At 71.5% G+C, this 19,570-nt stretch carries 19 protein-coding genes; 10 read left to right on the top strand and 9 right to left on the bottom strand.

Going from position 1 to position 19,570, the window contains the following annotated elements:
* The first annotated feature begins 90 nt into the window (after positions 1–90).
* Entirely contained in the window at positions 91–1,080 is a 990-nt protein-coding gene (gene moaA / locus ACFY1P_RS22900; RefSeq protein WP_361528250.1) for a GTP 3',8-cyclase MoaA, read from the top strand.
* Here the strand turns inward: moaA and ACFY1P_RS22895 are convergent.
* Positions 1,063–1,287 carry a hypothetical protein gene (locus ACFY1P_RS22895; protein ID WP_361528218.1) on the bottom strand — a complete coding sequence of 75 codons (225 nt, stop codon included), beginning with the start codon at positions 1,285–1,287 and terminating at the stop codon, positions 1,063–1,065. The two genes, moaA and ACFY1P_RS22895, sit on opposite strands and share 18 nt — an antisense overlap.
* A 231-nt stretch (positions 1,288–1,518) precedes the next feature.
* Positions 1,519–1,905, bottom strand: coding sequence for a DUF3099 domain-containing protein (locus tag ACFY1P_RS22890; RefSeq protein WP_390751773.1), 387 nt, complete (start codon positions 1,903–1,905; stop codon positions 1,519–1,521).
* A 225-nt stretch (positions 1,906–2,130) separates the two neighbouring features.
* Here ACFY1P_RS22890 and ACFY1P_RS22885 point away from each other — a divergent pair, with 225 nt between their 5' ends.
* Positions 2,131–2,409, top strand: coding sequence for a GlsB/YeaQ/YmgE family stress response membrane protein (locus ACFY1P_RS22885; RefSeq protein ID WP_361528222.1), 279 nt, complete (start codon positions 2,131–2,133; stop codon positions 2,407–2,409).
* 258 nt (positions 2,410–2,667) lie between these two features.
* On the opposite strand, the gene tyrS is transcribed toward ACFY1P_RS22885, so the two are convergent.
* The 3 genes from tyrS to ACFY1P_RS22870 form a co-directional block, all read right to left on the bottom strand.
* Positions 2,668–4,092, bottom strand: coding sequence for a tyrosine--tRNA ligase (tyrS, locus tag ACFY1P_RS22880; RefSeq protein ID WP_361528224.1), 1,425 nt, complete (start codon positions 4,090–4,092; stop codon positions 2,668–2,670).
* 136 nt (positions 4,093–4,228) lie between these two features.
* Positions 4,229–5,626, bottom strand: a complete 1,398-nt coding sequence (locus tag ACFY1P_RS22875) for a metallopeptidase TldD-related protein (protein WP_390751722.1) — start codon at positions 5,624–5,626, stop codon at positions 4,229–4,231.
* Positions 5,623–7,158, bottom strand: coding sequence for a TldD/PmbA family protein (locus ACFY1P_RS22870; protein WP_361528228.1), 1,536 nt, complete (start codon positions 7,156–7,158; stop codon positions 5,623–5,625). Before ACFY1P_RS22870 ends, ACFY1P_RS22875 begins: the two co-directional genes overlap by 4 nt.
* A gap of 222 nt (positions 7,159–7,380) precedes the next feature.
* On the opposite strand from ACFY1P_RS22870, the gene fabG reads away from it, so the two are divergent.
* The 3 genes from fabG to ACFY1P_RS22855 all read left to right on the top strand — a co-directional run bounded on the left by fabG (position 7,381) and on the right by ACFY1P_RS22855 (position 9,361).
* Positions 7,381–8,100 (top strand): 3-oxoacyl-[acyl-carrier-protein] reductase, encoded by a 720-nt coding sequence (gene fabG, locus ACFY1P_RS22865; protein ID WP_361528230.1) that lies wholly within the window; start codon positions 7,381–7,383, stop codon positions 8,098–8,100.
* Positions 8,101–8,105: 5 nt separating this feature from the next.
* Positions 8,106–8,876, top strand: a complete 771-nt coding sequence (gene fabI / locus ACFY1P_RS22860) for an enoyl-ACP reductase FabI (RefSeq protein ID WP_361528232.1) — start codon at positions 8,106–8,108, stop codon at positions 8,874–8,876.
* Positions 8,877–9,028: 152 nt separating this feature from the next.
* Positions 9,029–9,361, top strand: a complete 333-nt coding sequence (locus ACFY1P_RS22855) for a hypothetical protein (protein WP_390751721.1) — start codon at positions 9,029–9,031, stop codon at positions 9,359–9,361.
* Between the two features lie 3 nt (positions 9,362–9,364).
* On the opposite strand, the gene ACFY1P_RS22850 is transcribed toward ACFY1P_RS22855, so the two are convergent.
* Positions 9,365–10,039, bottom strand: a complete 675-nt coding sequence (locus ACFY1P_RS22850; RefSeq protein ID WP_361528236.1) for a FadR/GntR family transcriptional regulator — start codon at positions 10,037–10,039, stop codon at positions 9,365–9,367.
* A gap of 39 nt (positions 10,040–10,078) precedes the next feature.
* Between ACFY1P_RS22850 and ACFY1P_RS22845 the strand changes: the two genes are divergently transcribed.
* From ACFY1P_RS22845 to ACFY1P_RS22830, 4 genes are all read left to right on the top strand, one after another.
* On the top strand, positions 10,079–11,365 hold the full coding sequence (locus tag ACFY1P_RS22845) for an MFS transporter (RefSeq protein ID WP_361528237.1): 1,287 nt from the start codon (positions 10,079–10,081) through the stop codon (positions 11,363–11,365).
* Positions 11,366–11,406: 41 nt separating this feature from the next.
* A complete protein-coding gene (locus ACFY1P_RS22840; protein ID WP_361528238.1) occupies positions 11,407–11,529 on the top strand; it encodes an SGM_5486 family transporter-associated protein in 123 nt (40 codons plus the stop codon).
* 167 nt (positions 11,530–11,696) lie between these two features.
* Entirely contained in the window at positions 11,697–11,903 is a 207-nt protein-coding gene (locus ACFY1P_RS22835) for a hypothetical protein (RefSeq protein ID WP_361528240.1), read from the top strand.
* A 78-nt stretch (positions 11,904–11,981) separates the two neighbouring features.
* Complete coding sequence (locus ACFY1P_RS22830; RefSeq protein ID WP_361528242.1) at positions 11,982–12,500, top strand: histidine phosphatase family protein; 519 nt, start codon at positions 11,982–11,984, stop codon at positions 12,498–12,500.
* A gap of 338 nt (positions 12,501–12,838) precedes the next feature.
* Here the strand turns inward: ACFY1P_RS22830 and serB are convergent, their stop codons facing one another.
* Together serB and ACFY1P_RS22820 are read right to left on the bottom strand one after the other, a co-directional pair.
* The gene (gene serB, locus ACFY1P_RS22825) at positions 12,839–14,071 is read right to left on the bottom strand and encodes a phosphoserine phosphatase SerB (protein WP_361528244.1); all 1,233 of its coding nucleotides are present in this window, start codon (positions 14,069–14,071) and stop codon (positions 12,839–12,841) included.
* 83 nt (positions 14,072–14,154) lie between these two features.
* Complete coding sequence (locus ACFY1P_RS22820; protein ID WP_361528252.1) at positions 14,155–15,831, bottom strand: streptophobe family protein; 1,677 nt, start codon at positions 15,829–15,831, stop codon at positions 14,155–14,157.
* Positions 15,832–16,052: 221 nt separating this feature from the next.
* Here ACFY1P_RS22820 and ACFY1P_RS22815 point away from each other — a divergent pair, with 221 nt between their 5' ends.
* Positions 16,053–18,662, top strand: coding sequence for an FHA domain-containing protein (locus ACFY1P_RS22815; RefSeq protein WP_361528246.1), 2,610 nt, complete (start codon positions 16,053–16,055; stop codon positions 18,660–18,662).
* A 79-nt stretch (positions 18,663–18,741) separates the two neighbouring features.
* On the opposite strand, the gene ACFY1P_RS22810 is transcribed toward ACFY1P_RS22815, so the two are convergent.
* Positions 18,742–19,449 carry a transglycosylase SLT domain-containing protein gene (locus ACFY1P_RS22810; RefSeq protein ID WP_361531937.1) on the bottom strand — a complete coding sequence of 236 codons (708 nt, stop codon included), beginning with the start codon at positions 19,447–19,449 and terminating at the stop codon, positions 18,742–18,744.
* Positions 19,450–19,570: the final 121 nt, after the last annotated feature.

The raw sequence follows: 19,570 nt of genomic DNA, 5'->3' as shown, positions 1-19,570 counted from the left end.
CCTTCAACGAAGTGTTGAACGTCAGTGGCATCGCGTACGCTGCGGAGCATCGAACGAATATCGTTCCAACTCGCGGGAGGGGCCGTCACCGTGCTCATCGACACCTACGGTCGCGCCGCCACCGACCTGCGCGTCTCCCTCACCGACCGCTGCAACCTCCGGTGCACCTACTGCATGCCCGAAGAGGGCCTCCAGTGGCTCGCCAAGCCCGACCTCCTCACCGACGACGAGATCGTCCGCCTCGTCCACATAGCCGTCACGGCACTCGGTGTCACCGAGGTCCGCTTCACCGGCGGGGAGCCCCTGCTGCGGCCCGGCCTCGTCTCCATCGTCGAGCGCTGCGCGGCCCTCCTGCCGCGCCCCCGGCTCTCCCTCACCACCAACGGCATCGGCCTCGCCCGCACGGCCGACGCCCTGAAGGCCGCCGGGCTCGACCGCGTCAACGTCTCCCTCGACACCCTGCGCCCCGAGGTCTTCCGCACCCTGACCCGGCGCAAGCGCCACCAGGACGTCCTCGACGGACTCGCCGCCGCCCGCGCGGCCGGCCTCACGCCGGTGAAGGTCAACGCCGTCCTGATGCCCGGCCTCAACGACGACGAGGCCCCCGAGCTCCTCGCGTGGGCCGTCGAGAACGACTATGAGCTCCGCTTCATCGAGCAGATGCCCCTTGACGCCCAACACGGCTGGAAACGCGAGGGGATGATCACCGCGGAGGACATCCTCGCGAGCCTCCGCACGCGCTTCCGCCTCACCGGGGAGGCCGACGGCGAGCGCGGCTCCGCACCCGCCGAGCGCTGGGTCGTCGACGGCGGGCCCGCCCGCGTCGGAGTGATCGCCTCCGTCACCCGCCCCTTCTGCGCGGCCTGCGACCGCACCCGGCTCACCGCCGACGGGCAGATCCGTACGTGCCTGTTCGCGCGCGAGGAGTCGGACCTGCGGGGCGTGCTGCGCTCCGGCGCCCCGGACGAGGAGATAGCGCGGTTCTGGCGGCACGCCATGTGGGGCAAGAAGGCGGGCTCGGGGCTCGACGACCCGTCCTTCCTCCAGCCCCGGCGCCCGATGTCAGCGATCGGCGGCTGACTCCCACTCCCGCAGGGCCACCACGTCCTTGAGGAAGCCGCGCAGATCAAGGAAGTTGGACAGGTGCTCACGGTGCTCGTCGCACGCGAGCCACGTCTTGCGCCGGTCGGGCGTGTGCAGCTTGGGGTTGTTCCAGGCGAGCACCCACACGGCGTCGGCGCGGCAGCCCTTGGCGGAACAGATCACAGCGGTATCGGGGGAGTTCACACCCCAGACTCTACGTCCCACCGCCCGGCCCAGGGCCACGTGGACACGGCGACGCCGGGCAGCCACGGGGGGAGCCGCCCGGCGTCGGTCTGTCGCTCCGACGGGGGATGCGGAGCGCTTAGGAAGTATGTCACGGGGTGACCGGCGCGCGGCACTGAAACCACATGATTGATCTGAGGTTTTCTTGAGCTTGGCGGCGCGGGCACCGGCCCGCGCGCCCACGCCCGCACATCAGTTGTGGTCACGCCCGTGATCGCCGGACAACGGCCGACCGTCGCCGGGGTCCGCTTCCGCCGGGGGTTCCGCGGGGCCGGCCACGGGAGGGGGCATCAGCACCGGCCGGGTCGGCGCGGGCACGAACGTGCCCGGCAGCGAAGGGGCGTTCTCCCGGCCCGCGTTGGCGATCACGACGGCGACATAGGGGAGCAGCGCCCCCAGGATCAGCGTGCCGATGGCCACATAGCGCTCGACGTTCCACAGCACCACGGTCAGCACCACCGAGAGGGTGCGGACGAGCATCGAGAAGACGTACCGCCGCTGACGGCCGCGCACGTCCTCGGCCAGACCCCGTCGGGCGCCGGTGATCCTGATGACCTCCGGCCCGCCCAGCTTCCGCATCACGTTCCACCACCTGCTCGCCGCCGGGACGCGCCATTCGTCCAGGACGTATTCAACGTTACGCCGCCACCGGTCCGCGTACGAGACCGGGGCACCCCGCCGGACCCCCGTCCCGACCTGCATATCTCTCATGCACCCGGCGTAGGGGCCGGTCCGAAATGCGCCGTACCGCGAGCGGCCCCAGAATGGCGGGGCACGCCATATCGCGCCGCTTGAGGAGGCGACATGAGCTGGTTGTGGGCCATCATCGTCGGACTGGTGCTGGGCCTGATCGCCAAGGCGATCCTGCCGGGCAAGCAGCAGATCCCCCTCTGGCTGACGATCATCCTCGGCATGATCGGCAGCCTGCTCGGCAACTGGGCGGCCACGGGCCTCGGCATCAACGACACCAAGGGCATCGACTGGGGCCGCCACCTGCTCCAACTGGCCGGAGCGGTGCTGGTGGTCGGCGTGGGCGACCGCTTGTGGGTGGCGCTACGGGGCAACCGCAAGGCTCGGGCCTGAGCGGGGACGGGCTGGATGGTGCGGACTACGGTCCGCGCAATCCAGCCCGTTGGGGGCACCTCTGGGGGCACCCCCGGACGGAGTCCGGGGGAGGTAGCTGGGGGAGTTTGAGGACACCGCGCGTCAGCGCGGTCCGGGGTCTGGGGCGCAGCCCCAGTTTCGGGAAGGGGCGGGGTAGGGGAACAAAGCGCCGCAGGCGCACCCCCGCGCGGCGGAGCCGCACATCAGATGCACCCGGAAAGGGGCAGCGCCCCCAAATCAGGCCCCGCGGACCTCAGCGATCTTCCGGCCGGCCTTGAGGTAGACCCCCGAGGGAGCGGTGACCCCGGCCGCCGCCACCTTCGCCAGCGTCTCGCGCACCACCTCACCCAGCGGACGGATCGCCTCCGCCTCCGCCAGCACGACGGCCTCCTGCCCCCCGTCGTGCTCCACGATCAGCCGCAGACCATTCTGCTTGGCCACCCGCCGCGCCGCGGAAGCGCTCGGCTGGAAGCCCAGCACCTGGCTGAGCACGGCCGTAGCCGCCTCGGAGCCGTGCTCGCCGAGCTCCACCACCGGCAGGCTCTCGACGTCGGTGAAGCTCTTCTTCGAGAACTGCGCGATGAAGCCGGCCCGCGCCGCCATCGCCGCCTCGACGCCGTACAGCGCGGTCACGACCTCGCCCGCCAGGACCTTCTTGAGGTCCATCGGGTGCAGGGACCGCTCCGCCACGCGGGCCAGGACGAGCGCGACCTCCTCGTCCGTCCACTCCGTCCACGCCTTGAGGTACGGCTCCATCAGCCGGTCCGGCACCGACATGATCTTGCCGAAGACATCGTCGGCGGGCGCGGTCAGACCCACGTAGTTGCCCTTGGACTTGGACATCTTCGCGCCGGTGCCGTCCGTGCCCTCGATCAGCGGCATGGTCACCACGAGCTGCGGCCGCTGGCCGCGCAGCTCCATGAGCTTGCGGCCCATCTGGAGGTTGAGCAGCTGGTCGGCGCCGCCCAGCTCCACGTCGCAGTCCAGCGCCACGGAGTCCAGGCCCTGCGCGATCGGGTAGAGCAGCTCCGACATGGTCAGCCCGGAACCGGCCGCCAGGCGCGTACGGAAGTCCTCGCGCTGGAGCAGCTGCGAGACCGGCACCTGCGAGAGCAGGCCGAGCAGCTCGGGGAAGGTGTACGGCGCCAGCCACTCGCTGTTCTGGCGGAACCGGACCTTCTCGAAGTCGAAGAACGGCCGGACCTGCTCGCGGTAGCCGGCCAGGTTCCGCGCGATGTCCTCGTCGGTGAGCGGCGGGCGCTCGGCCGTACGGCCCGTCGGGTCGCCGATCTTGGCGGTGAAGTCACCGATCAGCAGGGTGACGTCGTGGCCCATGCGCTGGAAGCGGTTGAGGATGATCATCGGCACGGCGTGGCCGAGGTGCACATCGGTGCCGGTCGGGTCGATGCCCAGCTTGATGCTCAGCCCCTGGCCCGCGGCCCGGCGCTCCTCGATGCGGGCGGCGAGCTTGTCCACGCCCGGCAGCACCTCGACCGTGCGGGCCGCGATCAGCTCGGCCTGCTCCTTCGCCGACAGATCCGTCAGGTCGAGATAGCGCCGCGAGCCCGTCTCCGTGAGCAGCCGCTGGACGGTCTGGTCGGAGGAGAGGTCCTGTGCGAGGAGCTCGCTGGCGCGGGCGACGGATTCGCCGAGGCGTGTCATGACGTTCCTGGGGATCGAGAGGACGGATGAAGGAAAGAAGGAGAAAAGCCCGGGAGACGGGAGGGAGGGGGTGGACGGACGCGCCCAGTCTATTCGGCCCGGTGGCGCGCCCCGGCTGTCCCACCCCCGCCCGCGCTCACACCCCCTGGCTGACCGAGCTCATGTTGAAGTCGGGCACGCGCAGCGCGGGCATCGCCGCCCGGCTGAAGTAGTCGCCCCACTCGCGCGGCAGCGTCGGCTCGGTGCGGCCCGCCTCCGTGGCCCGGGAGAGCACGGAGACCGGGGACTCGTTGAAGCGGAAGTTGTTCACCTCGCCGACGACCTCGCCCTTCTCCACGAGATAGACGCCGTCCCGGGTGAGCCCGGTGAGCAGCAGCGACGCCGGGTCGACCTCGCGGATGTACCACAGGGAGGTCAGCAGCAGACCGCGCTCGGTGTCGGCGGCCATCTCGTCCAGAGAGCGGCCGCCGCCCCCGTCCAGGATGAGGTTGTCGATGCCCGGGGCCACGGGTAGGCCCGTCAGGCCGGCGGTGTGGCGGGTCGTGATCAGCCGCTCCAGCACGCCCTCGCGGATCCAGTCCGTGGCGGGGAGCGGCAGCCCGTTGTCGAAGACCGAGGAGTCCTCGCCCGAGCTGCTCGTGAGCACGAACGGCGCGCACTGAAGCCCCGGGTAGGCCGGGTCGCTGCGCAGCGACAGCGGCAGCGCGGAGAGCTTCTCCCCGATCCGGGTGCCACCGCCGGGCCTGGAGAAGACCGTACGGCCCTCCGCCGCCTCCCGGGCCGTGGCCGACCACGCCTGGTAGACCATGAGGTCCGCGACGGCGGTCGGCGGGAGCAGTGTCTCGTACCGCCCGGCCGGCAGCTCGATCTTCGTACGGGCCCAGGCCAGCCGCCGGGCCAGCTCGGCGTCCAGCGCCGCCGGGTCCACGTCCGTGAAGTCACGCGTGGCGCGGCCCACCCACGCGGAGCGCGTGCGGTCCGGGGACTTCGCGTTGAGCTCCAGGGTGCCGGTGGGCTGGTCGTGCCGGAGCCGCAGCCCGGCGGAGGAGCCCACGTAGTGGGAGTTCACCTGGTGGAGGGCGAAGCCGTAGAGCTCGCGGCCCTCGGCGCGGGCACGGGCGAAGGACTCGCCGAGCGCGGGCGCGAAGGCGTCGAAGACCGCCGGGGAGGTCTCGGCGGGCGCCTCGGTGAAGTCGGGGGAGTGCGGGACGCCCGTCACCAGCGGCTGCGCGTCCTCGGCGGGGCCCGACTCCCGGGCGGCGGCCTCGGCGGCCCGCACCAGCGGCTCCAGCTCGTCCGCGGTGACCGCCGACCGGGTGACGACCCCGGAGGCCGTGCCCTCGGCGCCGTCGACGGTCGCGATCACGGTGACGGTGCGGCCACGGGTGACGCCGTTGGTGGTGAGCGCGTTGCCCGCCCAGCGCAGATTGGCGGTGGAGTCCTCGCTCGCGATCACGACGAGGCCGTCGGCACGCGACAGCTCCAGGGCGCGCTCGACGATCTCGTGCGGCTTGTTCCTGCTACGAGGGCTCACTGACCCGCCTCCTGCGTGGTGTTCAAGATGTTGACGTTCTTGAAGAGTGCGGACGGGCAGCCGTGGGAGACCGCGGCGATCTGGCCCGGCTGGGCCTTGCCGCAGTTGAACGCGCCGCCCAGGACGTACGTCCCCGGTCCGCCGACCGCCGCCATCGAGCCCCAGAAGTCCGTCGTCGTCGCCTGGTAGGCGAAGTCCCTGACCTGCCCGTCGAGCCGGCCGTTCCGGATCGCGTACGCCCGCTGCCCCGTGAACTGGAAGTTGTAGCGCTGCATGTCGATCGACCACGACCGGTCGCCGACGATGTAGATGCCGTCCTCCACACCCGAGATCAGCTCCTCCGTCGACGGCCCGTCGGGCGCCGGCCGGAGGGAGACGTTCGCCATCCGCTGCACGGGCACGTGCGAGGGGGAGTCGGCGAACGCGCAGCCGTTGGAGCGGGCGAAGCCCGTGAGCCTCGCGGTGCGGCGGTCGAGCTGATAGCCGGTCAGGATGCCGTCCTTGACGAGGTCCCAGGACTGGGCCGCCACGCCCTCGTCGTCGTAGCCGACGGTCGCGAGGCCGTGCTCGGCGGTCCGGTCGCCCGTCACGTTCATGATCTTCGAGCCGTAGCGGAGGCTGCCCAGCTTGTCGAAGGTCGCGAACGACGTGCCCGCGTACGCCGCCTCGTAGCCCAGCGCCCGGTCCAGCTCGGTGGCGTGGCCGATCGACTCGTGGATCGTCAGCCACAGGTTGGAGGGGTCGACCACCAGGTCGTACGCGCCGGCCCGGACGCTCGGCGCGCGCATCTTCTCCGCCAGCAGCTCCGGCATCTCCGCCAGCTCCGCGTCCCAGTCCCAGCCGGTGCCCGTCAGGTACTCCCAGCCGCGGCCGGCCGGTGGCGCGATGGTGCGCATGGTGTCGAAGTCACCGGTCGCCGGGTCCACCGCGGTCGCCGTCAGCTGCGGGTGCACGCGGACGCGCTGCTGGGTGGTCGTGGTGCCCGCCGAGTCGGCGTAGAACTTGTTCTCCTGCACGGTCGTCAGCGTGGCGTCGGTGTGGGCCACCCCGTCCGCGGCCAGCAGCCGGTCGCTCCACTGGGCGAGCAGCGCGGTCTTCTCGGCGTCGGGCACCTCGAAAGGATTGAGCTCGTACGCGGAGACCCAGGTGCGGTCCGCGTGCACCGGCTCGTCCGCCAGCTCCACCCTCTCGTCGGACCCGGCCGCCGCGATCACCTTGGCCGACAGCTTCGCCATCGCCACGGCCTGCCCGGCCACCCGCGCGGCCGCGTCCATCGTCAGCTCCACGCCCGCGGCGAACCCCCAGCTCCCGCCGTGCACCACGCGCACCGCGTAGCCCAGGTCGGTGGCGTCCGACGAGCCCGCGGGGCGGGCGTCGCGCAGCCGCCAGGAGGCGCTGCGCACCCGCTCGAGGCGGAAGTCGGCGTGCTCGGCACCGAGCGCGCGGGCGCGGGCCAGCGCGGCGTCGGCGAGCGGCCGCAGCGGCAGCGCGAGGAATGTCTCGTCGATGGAATGGGGCGTGGAACGGGGCACAGGGTCCTCCCGGAGGTCGTCCTGTGAATCATGCCGCCTCACGGGTGACCCACGCACCGCGTTTCCGCTCCTCGGGCGGGGTGGGGGACGGGCCGCTTCTGTAGAGATCCAACAGTGTGCGCCGCGTGCCCCTGTCGCAGGTCGATTCTCTCTTCGATGACCACTACCGATACGTTTCGGTGTAGTCAGCAGCACCCATGGAAGAAACGGAAGGGTGATCCCTTGAGCCGCTCGGTTCTCGTCACCGGAGGAAACCGGGGCATCGGCCTCGCCATCGCCCGCGCGTTCGCGGAAGCGGGGGACAAGGTCGCCATCACCTACCGCTCCGGTGAGCCGCCGGAGGCGCTCGTGGAGCTGGGCTGCCTCGCCGTGAAGTGCGACATCACGGATCCGGAGCAGGTCGAGCAGGCCTACAAGGAGATCGAGGAGAAGCAGGGCGCGGTCGAGGTGCTGGTGGCCAACGCCGGCATCACCCGCGACCAGCTGCTGCTGCGGATGTCCGAGGAGGACTTCACGTCGGTGGTGGACACCAACCTCACCGGCACCTTCCGGGTCGTCAAGCGCGCCTCGAAGGGCATGCTGCGTGCCCGCAAGGGCCGTGTGGTGCTGATCTCCTCCGTCGTCGGCCTGATGGGCTCGGCGGGGCAGGCCAACTACGCCGCCTCCAAGGCCGGTCTGGTCGGCTTCGCCCGCTCGCTCGGCCGTGAGCTGGGCTCGCGCAACATCACGGTCAACGTCGTCGCCCCCGGCTTCGTCGACACCGACATGACCCGGGTGCTCACCGACGAGCAGCGGGCCAACATCGTGAAGCAGGTGCCGCTCGCGCGCTACGCGCAGCCCGAGGAGATCGCCGCCTCGGTCCGCTTCCTCGCCTCCGACGAGGCCGCATACATCACTGGAGCCGTCATTCCTGTCGACGGCGGATTGGGCATGGGTCACTGAACGTCATGAGTGGAATCCTCGCAGGCAAGCGCATCCTGATCACCGGCGTCCTCACCGAGGCGTCGATCGCCTTCCAGGCCGCGAAGGTCGCCCAGAACGAGGGCGCCGAGGTCATCCTCACCGGCTTCGGCCGGCTCTCCCTGGTCGAGCGCATCGCGAAGCGGCTGCCGAAGCCCGCTCCGGTGATCGAGCTCGACGTCAGCAACCAGGAGCACCTCGACGGCCTGGCCGACAAGGTGCGCGAGCACCTCGGCGAGGGCGTGGCCCTCGACGGCATCGTGCACTCCATCGCCTTCGGCCCGCAGGGCGCCTTCAACTTCCTCGAGGGCACCTGGGAGGACGTCTCCACGGCCGTCCAGATCTCGGCGTACTCCTACAAGTCGCTGACCATGGCCCTGCTCCCGCTGATGCGCGAGGGCTCCTCGATCGTGGGCCTGACCTTCGACGCGCAGATCGCCTGGCCGAAGTACGACTGGATGGGCGTGGCCAAGGCCGCCCTGGAGTCCACCAACCGCTACCTCGCCCGCGACCTCGGCCCCCAGGGCATCCGCTGCAACCTGGTCTCGGCCGGTCCGCTGAAGTCGATGGCCGCCAAGTCCATCCCGGGCTTCGAGGAGCTCGCGGACGTGTGGAACCACCGCGCCCCCATCGGCTGGGACCTCGCCGACCCGGAGCCGGCGGGCCGTGGCATCGTCGGCCTGCTGTCGGACTTCTTCCCGCGCACCACGGGTGAGATCGTCCACGTCGACGGCGGCGTGCACATGATGGGCGCCTGAGCCAAGGGCTCCCGAGGCGTACGAAGGCCGCGCGGCCGTCCGGTGGACAGCCGCGCGGCCTTCGCGTATGCGCGGACGGCACTGCGACCGCCCCGAGTCGAGAACCTCGCCCGTCGCCCTCACACTGTTGGGGACGGGAGGAGGTACGGAACATGAACTCCCCGCTCCGCCGGACGGCGGCCCTGCTGTTCGCCGGCGCCGCCCTGGCCGGTGCCGCGTCCCCGCCCGCCCTCGCGGCACCCGCGCCCGCCGTGACGCAGGAGGCCGAGTGCAGCACCCGGATCCGCGGCTCGCACGCCACGGCCGACTGCTTCAACGGCAACTCCACCATCGATCGCGTACAGCTGCACATCGAGTGCGTCCGCTGGTGGGACCCGGACATGGACACCGCGCCCGTCGCGGTCACCCCGGCCCGCCACGTCTCCCTCACCCAGCGCTGCTGGCTGGGCATACGCCACGCCTGGGTGACGCACACACCCGGCTGACCCTCAGCGGACGCCGCGGCAGCCGTACGGATAGCGGCCCGCCTCCTCCTCCGCCGTCCGCTCGTCGCCGTCCCTGATCGCGGCCACCAGCCTGCCGTGATCGGCCAGCCCCTCGGGCTTCAGGTCCGTGCCCACGTCCGCGCGCAGGAACTGGCGGAGCACCCCGCCGAGATCCGCGTACACCTCGGCCAGCACCTCGTTGTGCGCCGCCGCGACCACCGCCGTGTGCAGCGTGGCGTCGGCCTCCACGAACCGCTCCGCGTCTCCCGAGTACCAGGCTTCCTCGCGCCGCTCCAGCAGCGCCGTCAGCTGCGCGAGGTCCTGCTCGGTGCGCCGCCGGGCCGCCAGCCGGGCCGCCTGGGTCTCCAGCGCGCTGCGCAGCTCCGCCACGTGCAGCGGGTCCGCCTGCGCGAAGCGGCGGTTCATCACCCCGGCGAGCTCGCTGGTGGCGACGACATAGGTGCCCGAGCCCTGGCGGATGTCCAGCAGGCCGTTGTGCGCGAGGGCGCGCACGGCCTCACGCACGGTGTTGCGGGCCACGCCGAGCTGCTCCACGAGCGCGGGCTCGGTGGGGATGCGCGAGCCGACGGGCCATTCGCCGGACGTGATCTGGTTGCGCAGCTGCGCGATCACCTGGTCGACGAGCGGGGACCGGCGAGGAGATGTCAGAGGCGCCATTGTCGTGCTCCATTCATCCCATGATTCTATGATGCCGGTATGGCACATACGGCAGACGAAGATCTCACGACGGCCGACCCGGCCGCACCGGCACCGGCAACCGACACGCCCGCCCCCGCCCCGGGCCGCGGACCCGCCCGCCCGCGGACCCTGCTCCTCGCCGTGGGGCTCGTACTCGCCGCCCTCAACCTCCGTCCCGCGATCACCAGCCTGGGCGCGCTGATGAAGGAGGTGAAGGCCGGCTTCGGGATGAGCGGCGCCCTCGCCGGGCTGCTCACCTCCGTGCCCACCCTGTGCTTCGCCGTCTTCGGCCTCGCCGCGCCCCGGCTGGCCCGCCGCTGGGGGCCCGCCCCGGTGGTCTGCGCCGGGATGGCGGCGATAGCCGCCGGGCTCGCGCTGCGCCCCTTCGGCGGCGGGATCCCCGCCTTCCTGGCCTTGAGCGCCCTCGCGCTCGCGGGCATCGCCGTGAGCAACGTCCTGATGCCGGTCGTCGTCAAGCGCTGGTTCCCCGACCGTGTCGGGCCCATGACCGGCCTCTACTCCATGGCGCTCTCCGGCGGCGCCGGCGTCGCGGGCGCCGTCACCGTCCCGCTGACCCACGCCATGGGCGGCGGCTGGAAGTACGGCCTCGCCGTCTGGGCCGTCCTCGCCGCCGCGGCGGCCCTGGCCTGGCTGGCGATCAGCGCCCGCGGCCGGGCGGAGCGCGATGCCGCGCCTGCCGCCGGTGCCGTGCGGGAGGACGCCGGCAAGAGCATCACCCGCAGCCCCACGGCCTGGGCGCTGGCCGTCTTCTTCGGCCTCCAGGCCACCGGCGCGTACATCGTCATGGGCTGGCTGCCCGTGATCTTCCGGGACGCCGGGGTCTCCGCCTCCACCGCCGGTGTGCTGGCCGCGACGACGATGGTGGTGGGCGTGCCGATCGCCTTCCTGCTGCCGCGCCTCGCCGCCCGCCTGCCCCACCAGGGCGTCCTGGCCGTCACCCTCGCCGTCTTCGGTCTCGCGGGTTACGCGGGTCTGTGGCTGGCCCCCAAGGAAGGGGCCTGGGCCTGGGTGGTGCTCCTCGGCGTCTCCAACAGCGCCTTCCCGCTCGCCCTCACCATGATCGGCATGCGCGCCCGGACCGGCGCGGGCATGGTGCGGCTCTCCGCCTTCGCCCAGAGCATCGGCTATCTCATCTCCATCCCCGGCCCGCTGCTCGTGGGCTGGCTCAACGGGGCCACCGGTGGCTGGAACTGGCCGATCGCGCTGATGGCTTCGCTGATGGTGCCTCAGATCGTGGCGGGCCTGCTGGCGGGCCGGAACCGCACGGTGGAGGACGAGATCTGACCCGGCCGAAAGCCTCCGGGCGGGGGTGCGACACTGGTGCCATGCAGCAGCCCGTGCTCGACCCGAATCCCAAGAACGGCCAGAAGACGCTTCTCGCCATCCTCGGCGCGATGCTCGCGATCACCGTCGTCATCGCGGTGATCGCGACCCTCGCCTCACCCTGACCCCGAGGTTTCCCGCAGGGGGAGGGTGGGGCTGGCCCCCGTCCCCTAGGGGGGAGAGGTCAGGGGCAAGTGGGTGGTTCACCGGATGGGAGCGGGAGGCCGTTCTCCGTAGGTTCGTAGTACACCGCGAGGCGCGGTGTCCCACGGACCTACGCGGAGGAGACCCCATGTCCGCCGGCACGAAGCACCGGACGCACGGCACCGTGCAGACCAAACTGCCGTGGTGGGGTCTCGTGCTCCCCGCGGCGGCCTTCGTGGCCCTCTTCCTCCTGCTGGCCTCGCCCGCGTCGTCCTCGGAGCCCCGCGGGACGACCGGCGCGGCGGGCTCGGTCGCCCGCGTCGTCGACTTCGTCCAGCACACCCTCGGCGGGTAGTCGGCACGTGCCACCGAGGAGGGAACGGCCTCCCAACACCCCGCGCCTCGCCGCTCTTTTCATGCGAAGCTGGAAAACATGAGCGCCGAACCGACCCGCAGGATCGTCCTTCTCCGCCACGCCAAGGCCGACTGGCCCGACGTCGCCGACCACGACCGCCCGCTCGCGGACCGCGGCCGCCAGGACGCCCCGATGGCCGGCCGCCGGCTCGCCTCCGCCGGCATCATCCCCGACCTGGCCCTCTGCTCCACCGCCGCCCGCACCCGCGAGACCTGGAAGCTCGCGGTCCACGAGCTGCCGAAGCGCCCGCGCACGGTCTACGAGGACCGGCTGTACGAGGCGTCGGTCGGCGAGCTCATCGCCGTGATCAACGAGACGCCGGACGATGTGGCGGACCTGCTGCTGGTGGGCCACAACCCCGGCATGCACGGCCTGGCCGACGCGCTCGCGGGGGGCGCGGAGGGTGACGCGCTCGCGCGCCTGAACCGGACGGCGTTCCCGACGGCGTCGATCGCGGTCCTCACGCTCACAGGCTCCTGGAAGTCGGTCGAACACAACGCCTGCCGCCTGACGGCGTTCTGGCCGCCGCATGTGTAGGTAGTGGGCGGGGAGTGTTCCCCAGCCCCGCCCCTTCCCGAAACTGGGGGCAAGCCCCCAGACCCCCGAACCGCGCTCCGCGCGGTGTCCTCAAGCGCCGGACGGGCTGGATTGCACGGAACGTGGGTCAGTTGCCTGCGGGCCTCGTCATCTGCGGGCTGCGCAATCACGAGCCACGGTCCGCACATTTCAGCCCGTCCGGCGTTTGAGGACCAGCGCCGCAGGCGCTGCGCGTCAGCTGACGCACCTGCACCTGGGGGGCCTGGGGCACAGCCCCGGTTCGGGAAGGGGCGGGGTGGGGAACAAAGCCCGCCGCAGGCGCAACGCACCCGCCCCCATCACTCGTGCGTATTCGCCGCCTCAACCTCTTCCCGAGTCACACCCAGCAGATAAAGAACCGTGTCCAAGAACGGCACATTCACCGCCGTATGTGCGGCCTCCCGCACCACCGGCTTCGCATTGAACGCAACCCCCAGCCCCGCCGCGTTCAGCATGTCCAGATCGTTCGCGCCGTCCCCGATCGCCACCGTCTGCGCGAGCGGCACCCCCGCCTCCGCGGCGAAGCGGCGCAGGAGGCGCGCCTTGCCGGCGCGGTCCACGATCTCGCCGGTGACCCGGCCGGTCAGGCGGCCGTCGACGACCTCGAGGGTGTTCGCCGAGGCGAAGTCCAGGCCGAGCCGCTCCCGCAGGTCGTCCGTGACCTGGGTGAACCCGCCGGAGACCACGCCCACCTGATAGCCGAGCCGCTTGAGCGTACGGATCAGGGTGCGGGCGCCGGGAGTGAGGCGGACCTCGGCCCGTACCTTGTCCACCACGGACTCGTCGAGTCCGGCCAGCAGTGCCACCCGGGCGTGCAGCGACTGCTCGAAGTCCAGCTCGCCGCGCATCGCCTGCGCGGTCACCTCCGCGACCTCCGCCTCGCACCCGGCGTGCGCCGCGAACAGCTCGATGACCTCGTCCTGGATCAGCGTCGAGTCCACGTCCATCACGATCAGGCGCTGCGCCCGCCGCTGGAGCCCGGCCGCCACGACCGCCACGTCCACCCCACGTGCCGCGGCCTCCATGGCCAGCGCGGTCCGCAGCGACTCGGTCTCCGCGCCGGAGACGGCGAACTCCACCGCTGTGACGGGGTACTTGGCGAGCCGGAAGATGCGGTCGATGTTGCCGCCGGTGCCGGTGATACGGGCCGCGATCGCGGCCGTCGACTCGGCGGTCAGCGGGTGGCCGAGCACCGTGACGTGGGAACGCCCCGTGCCACGCGGCCTGTTGTCGCCGCGGCCGGAGATGATCTCCGCCTGGAGGTGCAGCGAATCCGCCCAACTGTGCACCGTCGCCCGCAGTTCGCCCTCCATCGGCCCCCCGCCCGAGGGGGCGGTGACCAGCGCGCAGAGGGTGATGCGGCCCCGGGTGACGACCTGCTCGATGTCGACGACGTCGACGGCGAACGCGGCGAGCGTGTCGAAGAGTCCGGCGGTGATGCCCGGCCGGTCCTTCCCGAAGATCTTGACAAGGAGGGTGGGATCGTCGTCGCCGGTGACGGCGGTGGCAGGCGAGGTCTGCGATGCGCTCATGGTGTTCCCACCGTATCCGGCCCCGAAGAAGATCCGTACACCTGTCCCGCCGACCGGACGGCGAAGAACGGGGCTACGGCGCGTTAACGCTGTTTGTCCGGCGGCCCCGGAGGAGCGCCGGGCGGCCGCCCCGGAGGCGGCGGACCCTCCTCGGGGCCGGGCGCACCGTAGCCGTACCCCCGGCGGGGGCGTGGCCGAGGCGGTGGCTTGGGCATCGCCGGCTGCGTCGGCGCCGTGTAGGGGTTGTCGGCGGACGGCCCGGGGTGGGGGTGTCCCACGTCGCGCTTGTACGGATTCGTCTCGTCCCGCGCGGGCCGGTGGGCCGGCGAGGGGTTGTAAGGACCCGGCAGATAGGCCAGGTCAGGGTATGTACGAGCGCCCGCGCGCCCGCCGCCGGGCCGCACCGCGCGCCGGCCCGCCGCCCCCACCGCGCAGGCCAGCAGCCCCCCGGCCGCCCCCGCGACCGTGCCCCACAGCGCGCCCAGGCCCAGGGCCATCGGGACGTCGCCCGTCAGCTCCAGGCCCGCCCCCACGGCGTCGAAGCCCAGGACCGACAGGCCGGCGTCCGCCTTGACGCGGGTCGCCAGCACCAGCAGCGGCAGCGCGAGCGCGGTCGCCACCCCCAGTGACACCGCGCAACGCCCCGCGAAGGCCAGGAGCCCCAGCTCGCCCCGGGGCGTACGGACCGCGGTGAGCACCCCCGCCGCGAGGATCAGCAGCGCGCAGCCGAATCCCAGCAGCCACACCCGGCTGTCGAGCTCCGCGAGCCGCCCCAGGGTCACCGGCTCGTCGGTCCTGGCGCTGAGCAGGTCGTCCAGCGGCGAGGGCAGCACCTGGACCAGCGCACCGGTGGCCGTACCCCGCCAGGAGACCAGGAGCCCCAGCGGCACCCCGAGCCACACCCCGTTCGGCGTCCCGAGCAGTGCCGCGCCCAGCACCCGCTGGGCGTGGGCGTCGACCGCCGCCGCGTACAGCGCGGCCGCCAGCCCCGCGCCGACCGCGAGGACCAGCACCGAGCACAGCGCCGAGACCGCCGGGCGCACCCCCCGGTGCAGCACCTCCCAGCCGCGCGGCAGGGGTGCGCGCCGGGCGGCCAGCACGGTGATCAGCAGGACGGCGAGCACCCAGACCGCCCCGCCGAGCAGCGAGGGGCCGGTCCGCACGGAGAAGCCCACCGATGCCTTGGCCCGCGCCAGCCCGGCGAGCCGGTCCGGCAGGCCGCCGCCGATGTTCCCGATGTCCCCGAGCCCCGGGATCACCAGGCCACCGCCGCCGTTCGTGCCGCCGAGGCCGAGAGAGCTCCCGTCGATCGTGACCGTGTCCGAGCCCACCCAGGTCAGCCCGCCGAGCAGCAGCAGGAAGAGCACCGTCACCGTGCCCGCCCGCAGGGCGAGTTCACGCGGCGGCATGATGGCACCGGCGGTGCGCAGCGACCGCGCGAAGACCAGGCCCAGCAGGAGCGCGCCCGTCAGGCTCACGCCCAGTGGCGCGATTTCGATGGCGCTGTGCGCCGCCGCGCCCTTCAGACCGAAGGCTTCGAGATCACCCGAAGGGGTGAGGGAGCCGCCCACCGCGAGCACGACGGCGGCCGCGGTCATCGGGCCCAGCGCGCCCGCGGTATCCGCTCCGAGTAAATGCAGGCCCAGTGCCGCAATTCCCGCCATAGCGAGAAAAGCCCAGCTCACGGCGGCTATTGAGGTAAGAATCAACTCCGCCGCCGAGATGGGGCCGAGCCTGTGCCCACGCCTTTTGCCGATCATCACGGACCCCCCCGATCCCACCGTGCTGCCCGTATACGCATGATCCGTACGTATCCGTGGCGGTAACCACTCTCAGGGTGTGTTTCGGGTCCGTCAACGGCGCTCGTTACAGGGTTGCGCCCGTCCCCGACTTTTGGTTCGGGGACTGTGCCTGAAATAGTTCCTCCCGATGTTCGCCATCCCTAGACTCCCTGTGCAGGGGGCTCATCGGGGGACAAGTAGTGGGGCATGGAGTGCCGGAACTCGTACTGGAATTGAATGGACAGACCTGGACGCTCGATCCGTCCAGGTCGTACACCTTGGGGCGTGATCCGCAGGGTGACATGGTGTTGCAGGACGCTCGCGTCTCATGGCGGCACGCCACCGTGCGGTGGGGTGGGCGTGGCTGGGTCATCGAGGACCACGGCAGCACCAACGGCACATATGTGCAGGGGCAGCGGATCCACCAGATGGAAATCGGCCCCGGTTCGACCGTGCACCTGGGCAACGCGACGGACGGCCCACGGCTGAATCTCGCCGCCGCCGGTGCCGGTGCCGGGGTCGGAGCTCCCGCCGCGGATCTCTACAGCGCGCAGACCGCGATGGCCGCCCCGCAGGCTCCGGCGCACCACCAGCCGCCGCAGCACCAGCAGCCCGGGGCCGGCTGGCAGCAGCCTCAGCCTCCCTATCAGCAGCAGGGGCAGGACGCCTGGCAGCAGCACCAGCAGGCGCAGCACCAGCAGCAGCCGCAGGCGTACGTCCCGCAGCAGGCGCCGGAGCCCGCGCAGCAGCCTCCGGCGCACGGGGGCACCCCGCCGCAGGGCGGCGGCACCCCGCCGGTCTACGGCGACCGCAGCCCGACCAGCTTCCACCAGATGGCCGTCGGCCGCGGCGTGATGCGCATCGGCCGTGCCCTGGAGAACGAGCTGGTCGTCTCCGACCTCCAGGTCTCCCGGCACCACGCCGAGTTCCGGGCCACCGGCGACGGCCGCTTCGAGATCGTCGACCTCGGCAGCCACAACGGCACCTATGTCAACGGTCAGCCGGTCAGCCGGCAGCTCATCGGCCCCCACGACATCGTCGGTGTCGGTCACTCCACCTTCCGCCTGGTCGGCGACCGGCTGGAGGAGTTCGTCGACACGGGCGACGTCTCCTTCTCGGCCCGCCACCTCACGGTCACGGTCGACGGCGGCAAGCAGATCCTCAAGGACGTCTCCTTCGGCGTGCCCGAGAAGTCCCTGATCGCCGTCATCGGCCCGTCCGGCTCCGGCAAGTCCACCCTGCTCAAGGCGCTCACCGGCTACCGCCCGGCCAACGAGGGCGACGTCCTCTACGACAACCGCAACCTCTACAAGCAGTTCGCCGAGCTGCGCCAGCGCATCGGTCTGGTCCCGCAGGACGACATCCTGCACAAGGAACTCACCGTCCGTAAGGCGCTGCGCTACGCCGCCAAGCTCCGCTTCCCCGGCGACACCGCGGCCTCCGAGCGCGAGGCCCGGATAGGCGAGGTGCTGACCGAGCTCAAGCTCGACATCCACGCGGAGAAGAAGGTCACCTCCCTCTCCGGCGGTCAGCGCAAGCGCGTCTCCGTCGCCCTGGAGCTGCTCACCAAGCCGTCGCTGATCTTCCTGGACGAGCCGACCTCCGGCCTCGACCCGGGCATGGACCGCGATGTGATGCAGCTGCTCCGCGGCCTCGCCGACGACGGCCGCACCGTCCTGGTGGTCACCCACTCCGTCGCCGAGCTCGCGATCTGCGACAAGCTGCTGGTCATGGCCCCCGGCGGCTCCGTCGCCTACTTCGGGCCGCCCGAGGAGGCGCTCAACTTCTTCGGCTACGACACATGGGCGGACGTCTTCTCCGCCTTCGAGAACTACCGCGACTACGACTGGTCGGGCCGCTGGCGCGGCTCGCAGCACTACCAGATGTACGCCGCGGACATCGACGCCGTCGCCCCGCAGTCCGTACACGTCCAGCCGCAGATGGTCCGCCCGCCCAAGCCGCAGAGCTGGGGCTCGCAGCTGTGGACCCTGATGCGCCGCTATGTCTCGGTCATCGCCTCGGACCGCGGCTTCCTGGGCCTGATGCTGGTGCTGCCCGCGGTGCTCGGCGGGGTGAGCTGTGTGATCCCCTCCGACTACGGCCTCGCGTCCCCGGAGAAGGGCCACTTCAACCAGGACGCCGGCACGATCATCCTGATCCTCGCGGTCGGCATGTGCTTCTCCGGCGCCGCCAACTCCGTCCGAGAGCTGATCAAGGAACGGGTCATCTACGAACGGGAACGCGCCGTCGGCCTGTCCCGCTCCGCGTATCTGATGTCCAAGGTCGTCGTGCTCGGCGCGATCACCGCGGTGCAGGCCGTCCTCATCTGCGCCATCGGCTTCTCGGTCCGCAAGCTGCCCGAGCAGGGCCTGATCCTCAAGTCCCTGCCCGCCGTCGAGCTCTGCCTCGTGATCATCGCGCTCGGCTTCACCTGCATGATGATCGGCCTCGTGATCTCCTCCCTGGTGAAGACCAGCGAGAAGACCATGCCGCTGCTGGTGATGTTCGCGATCGTCCAGGTCGTCTTCACCGGCATCATGTTCAAGATCTACGACTCGCCGGGCATCGAGCAGTTCGCCTGGCTGATGCCGGCCCGCTGGGCCATCGGCGGCCTCGCGGCCACGCTGGACCTGTCACACATCATGGCGCCGATGGACAAGAACGACCGCAGCAACGTCGACCCGCTGTGGGCGCACACCGCGAGCCAGTGGGGCATCGACGTGGTCGTCCTGATCGCCCTCGGGGTGCTCTGCGGCTTCGCGGTCCTCCGGCTGCTGCGCCGCCACGAGCCCGAGGTCATGCGCAAGTGACGTGACGCGCAGATACGCCGAAGGGCGGCACCCGGACCGGGTGCCGCCCTTCGGCGTATCTGCTGTCCGTCGAGGCCGCTCAGTAGGCGGAGTTGACGTTGTCCATCGAGCCGTACACCTTGGCCGCGTAGTTGCAGGCGGCGGTGATGTTGGCGACCGGGTCGTAGATGTCCCAGGAGGTGCCCTCGACGTGGTACGCCTTGAAGGTCGGGTCGATCACCTGGAGCAGGCCCTTGGAGGGGATGCCCGCGGCGGCGTTGGAGTCCCAGTTGTTGATGGCCTGGGGGTTGCCCGTCGACTCGCGCATGATGTTGCGCTTGATGCCGTCGTAGCTGCCGGGGATGCCCTTGGCGCGCATGATGTCGAGCGCCTCGTTGATCCAGCCGTCGAGGTTGTTCGCGTAGGTCTTCTTCGCGGGAGCCGGGGCCGGGGCGGCCTCGATCGACTTGCGCTCCTCGGAACGGCTCGCGGCCTCCTTGTCGGCGCGCTCCTTGTCGGCCTTCGCCTTGGCGTCGGCCTCGGCCTTCCGCTTGGCCTCCGCCTCGCTCTTCGCCAGCTTGGCGGCGGTGTCCGACTGCTTGCCGAGCTGCTCCTGCTGGTCCTGCACGCCGAGGGCGGAGGCGCTCCAGGCGACGGGCTTGACCGCGATGGACTGGGTGCCGGCGTCGGCCGAGCCACCGGGGACGGCGGCGAACGCCAGGGCTGCGACACCCGCTGCGGCGACGCCGGCGGCGGAGAGCTTGTGGACCTTCGTCAGACGGCTATAGCCGGAGATGGGGGAGCGCATGCTGAGCTGAACCTCTTCCAATCGCTTGAGTCGCAGTGGCCCGGATCGGCGCGTTGAAATGAGCGCCGCGTCTCGATCGACGGCGCCCTGCGACTGGGCAATTGTTAGCGGCCGCAAAATG

The organism is Streptomyces sp. NPDC001407 (assembly GCF_042895325.1).
Classification (GTDB): domain Bacteria; phylum Actinomycetota; class Actinomycetes; order Streptomycetales; family Streptomycetaceae; genus Streptomyces.
The sequence above is the reverse complement of the archived record's forward strand: the minus strand, read 5'-3'. Positions and strand labels throughout refer to the sequence as shown.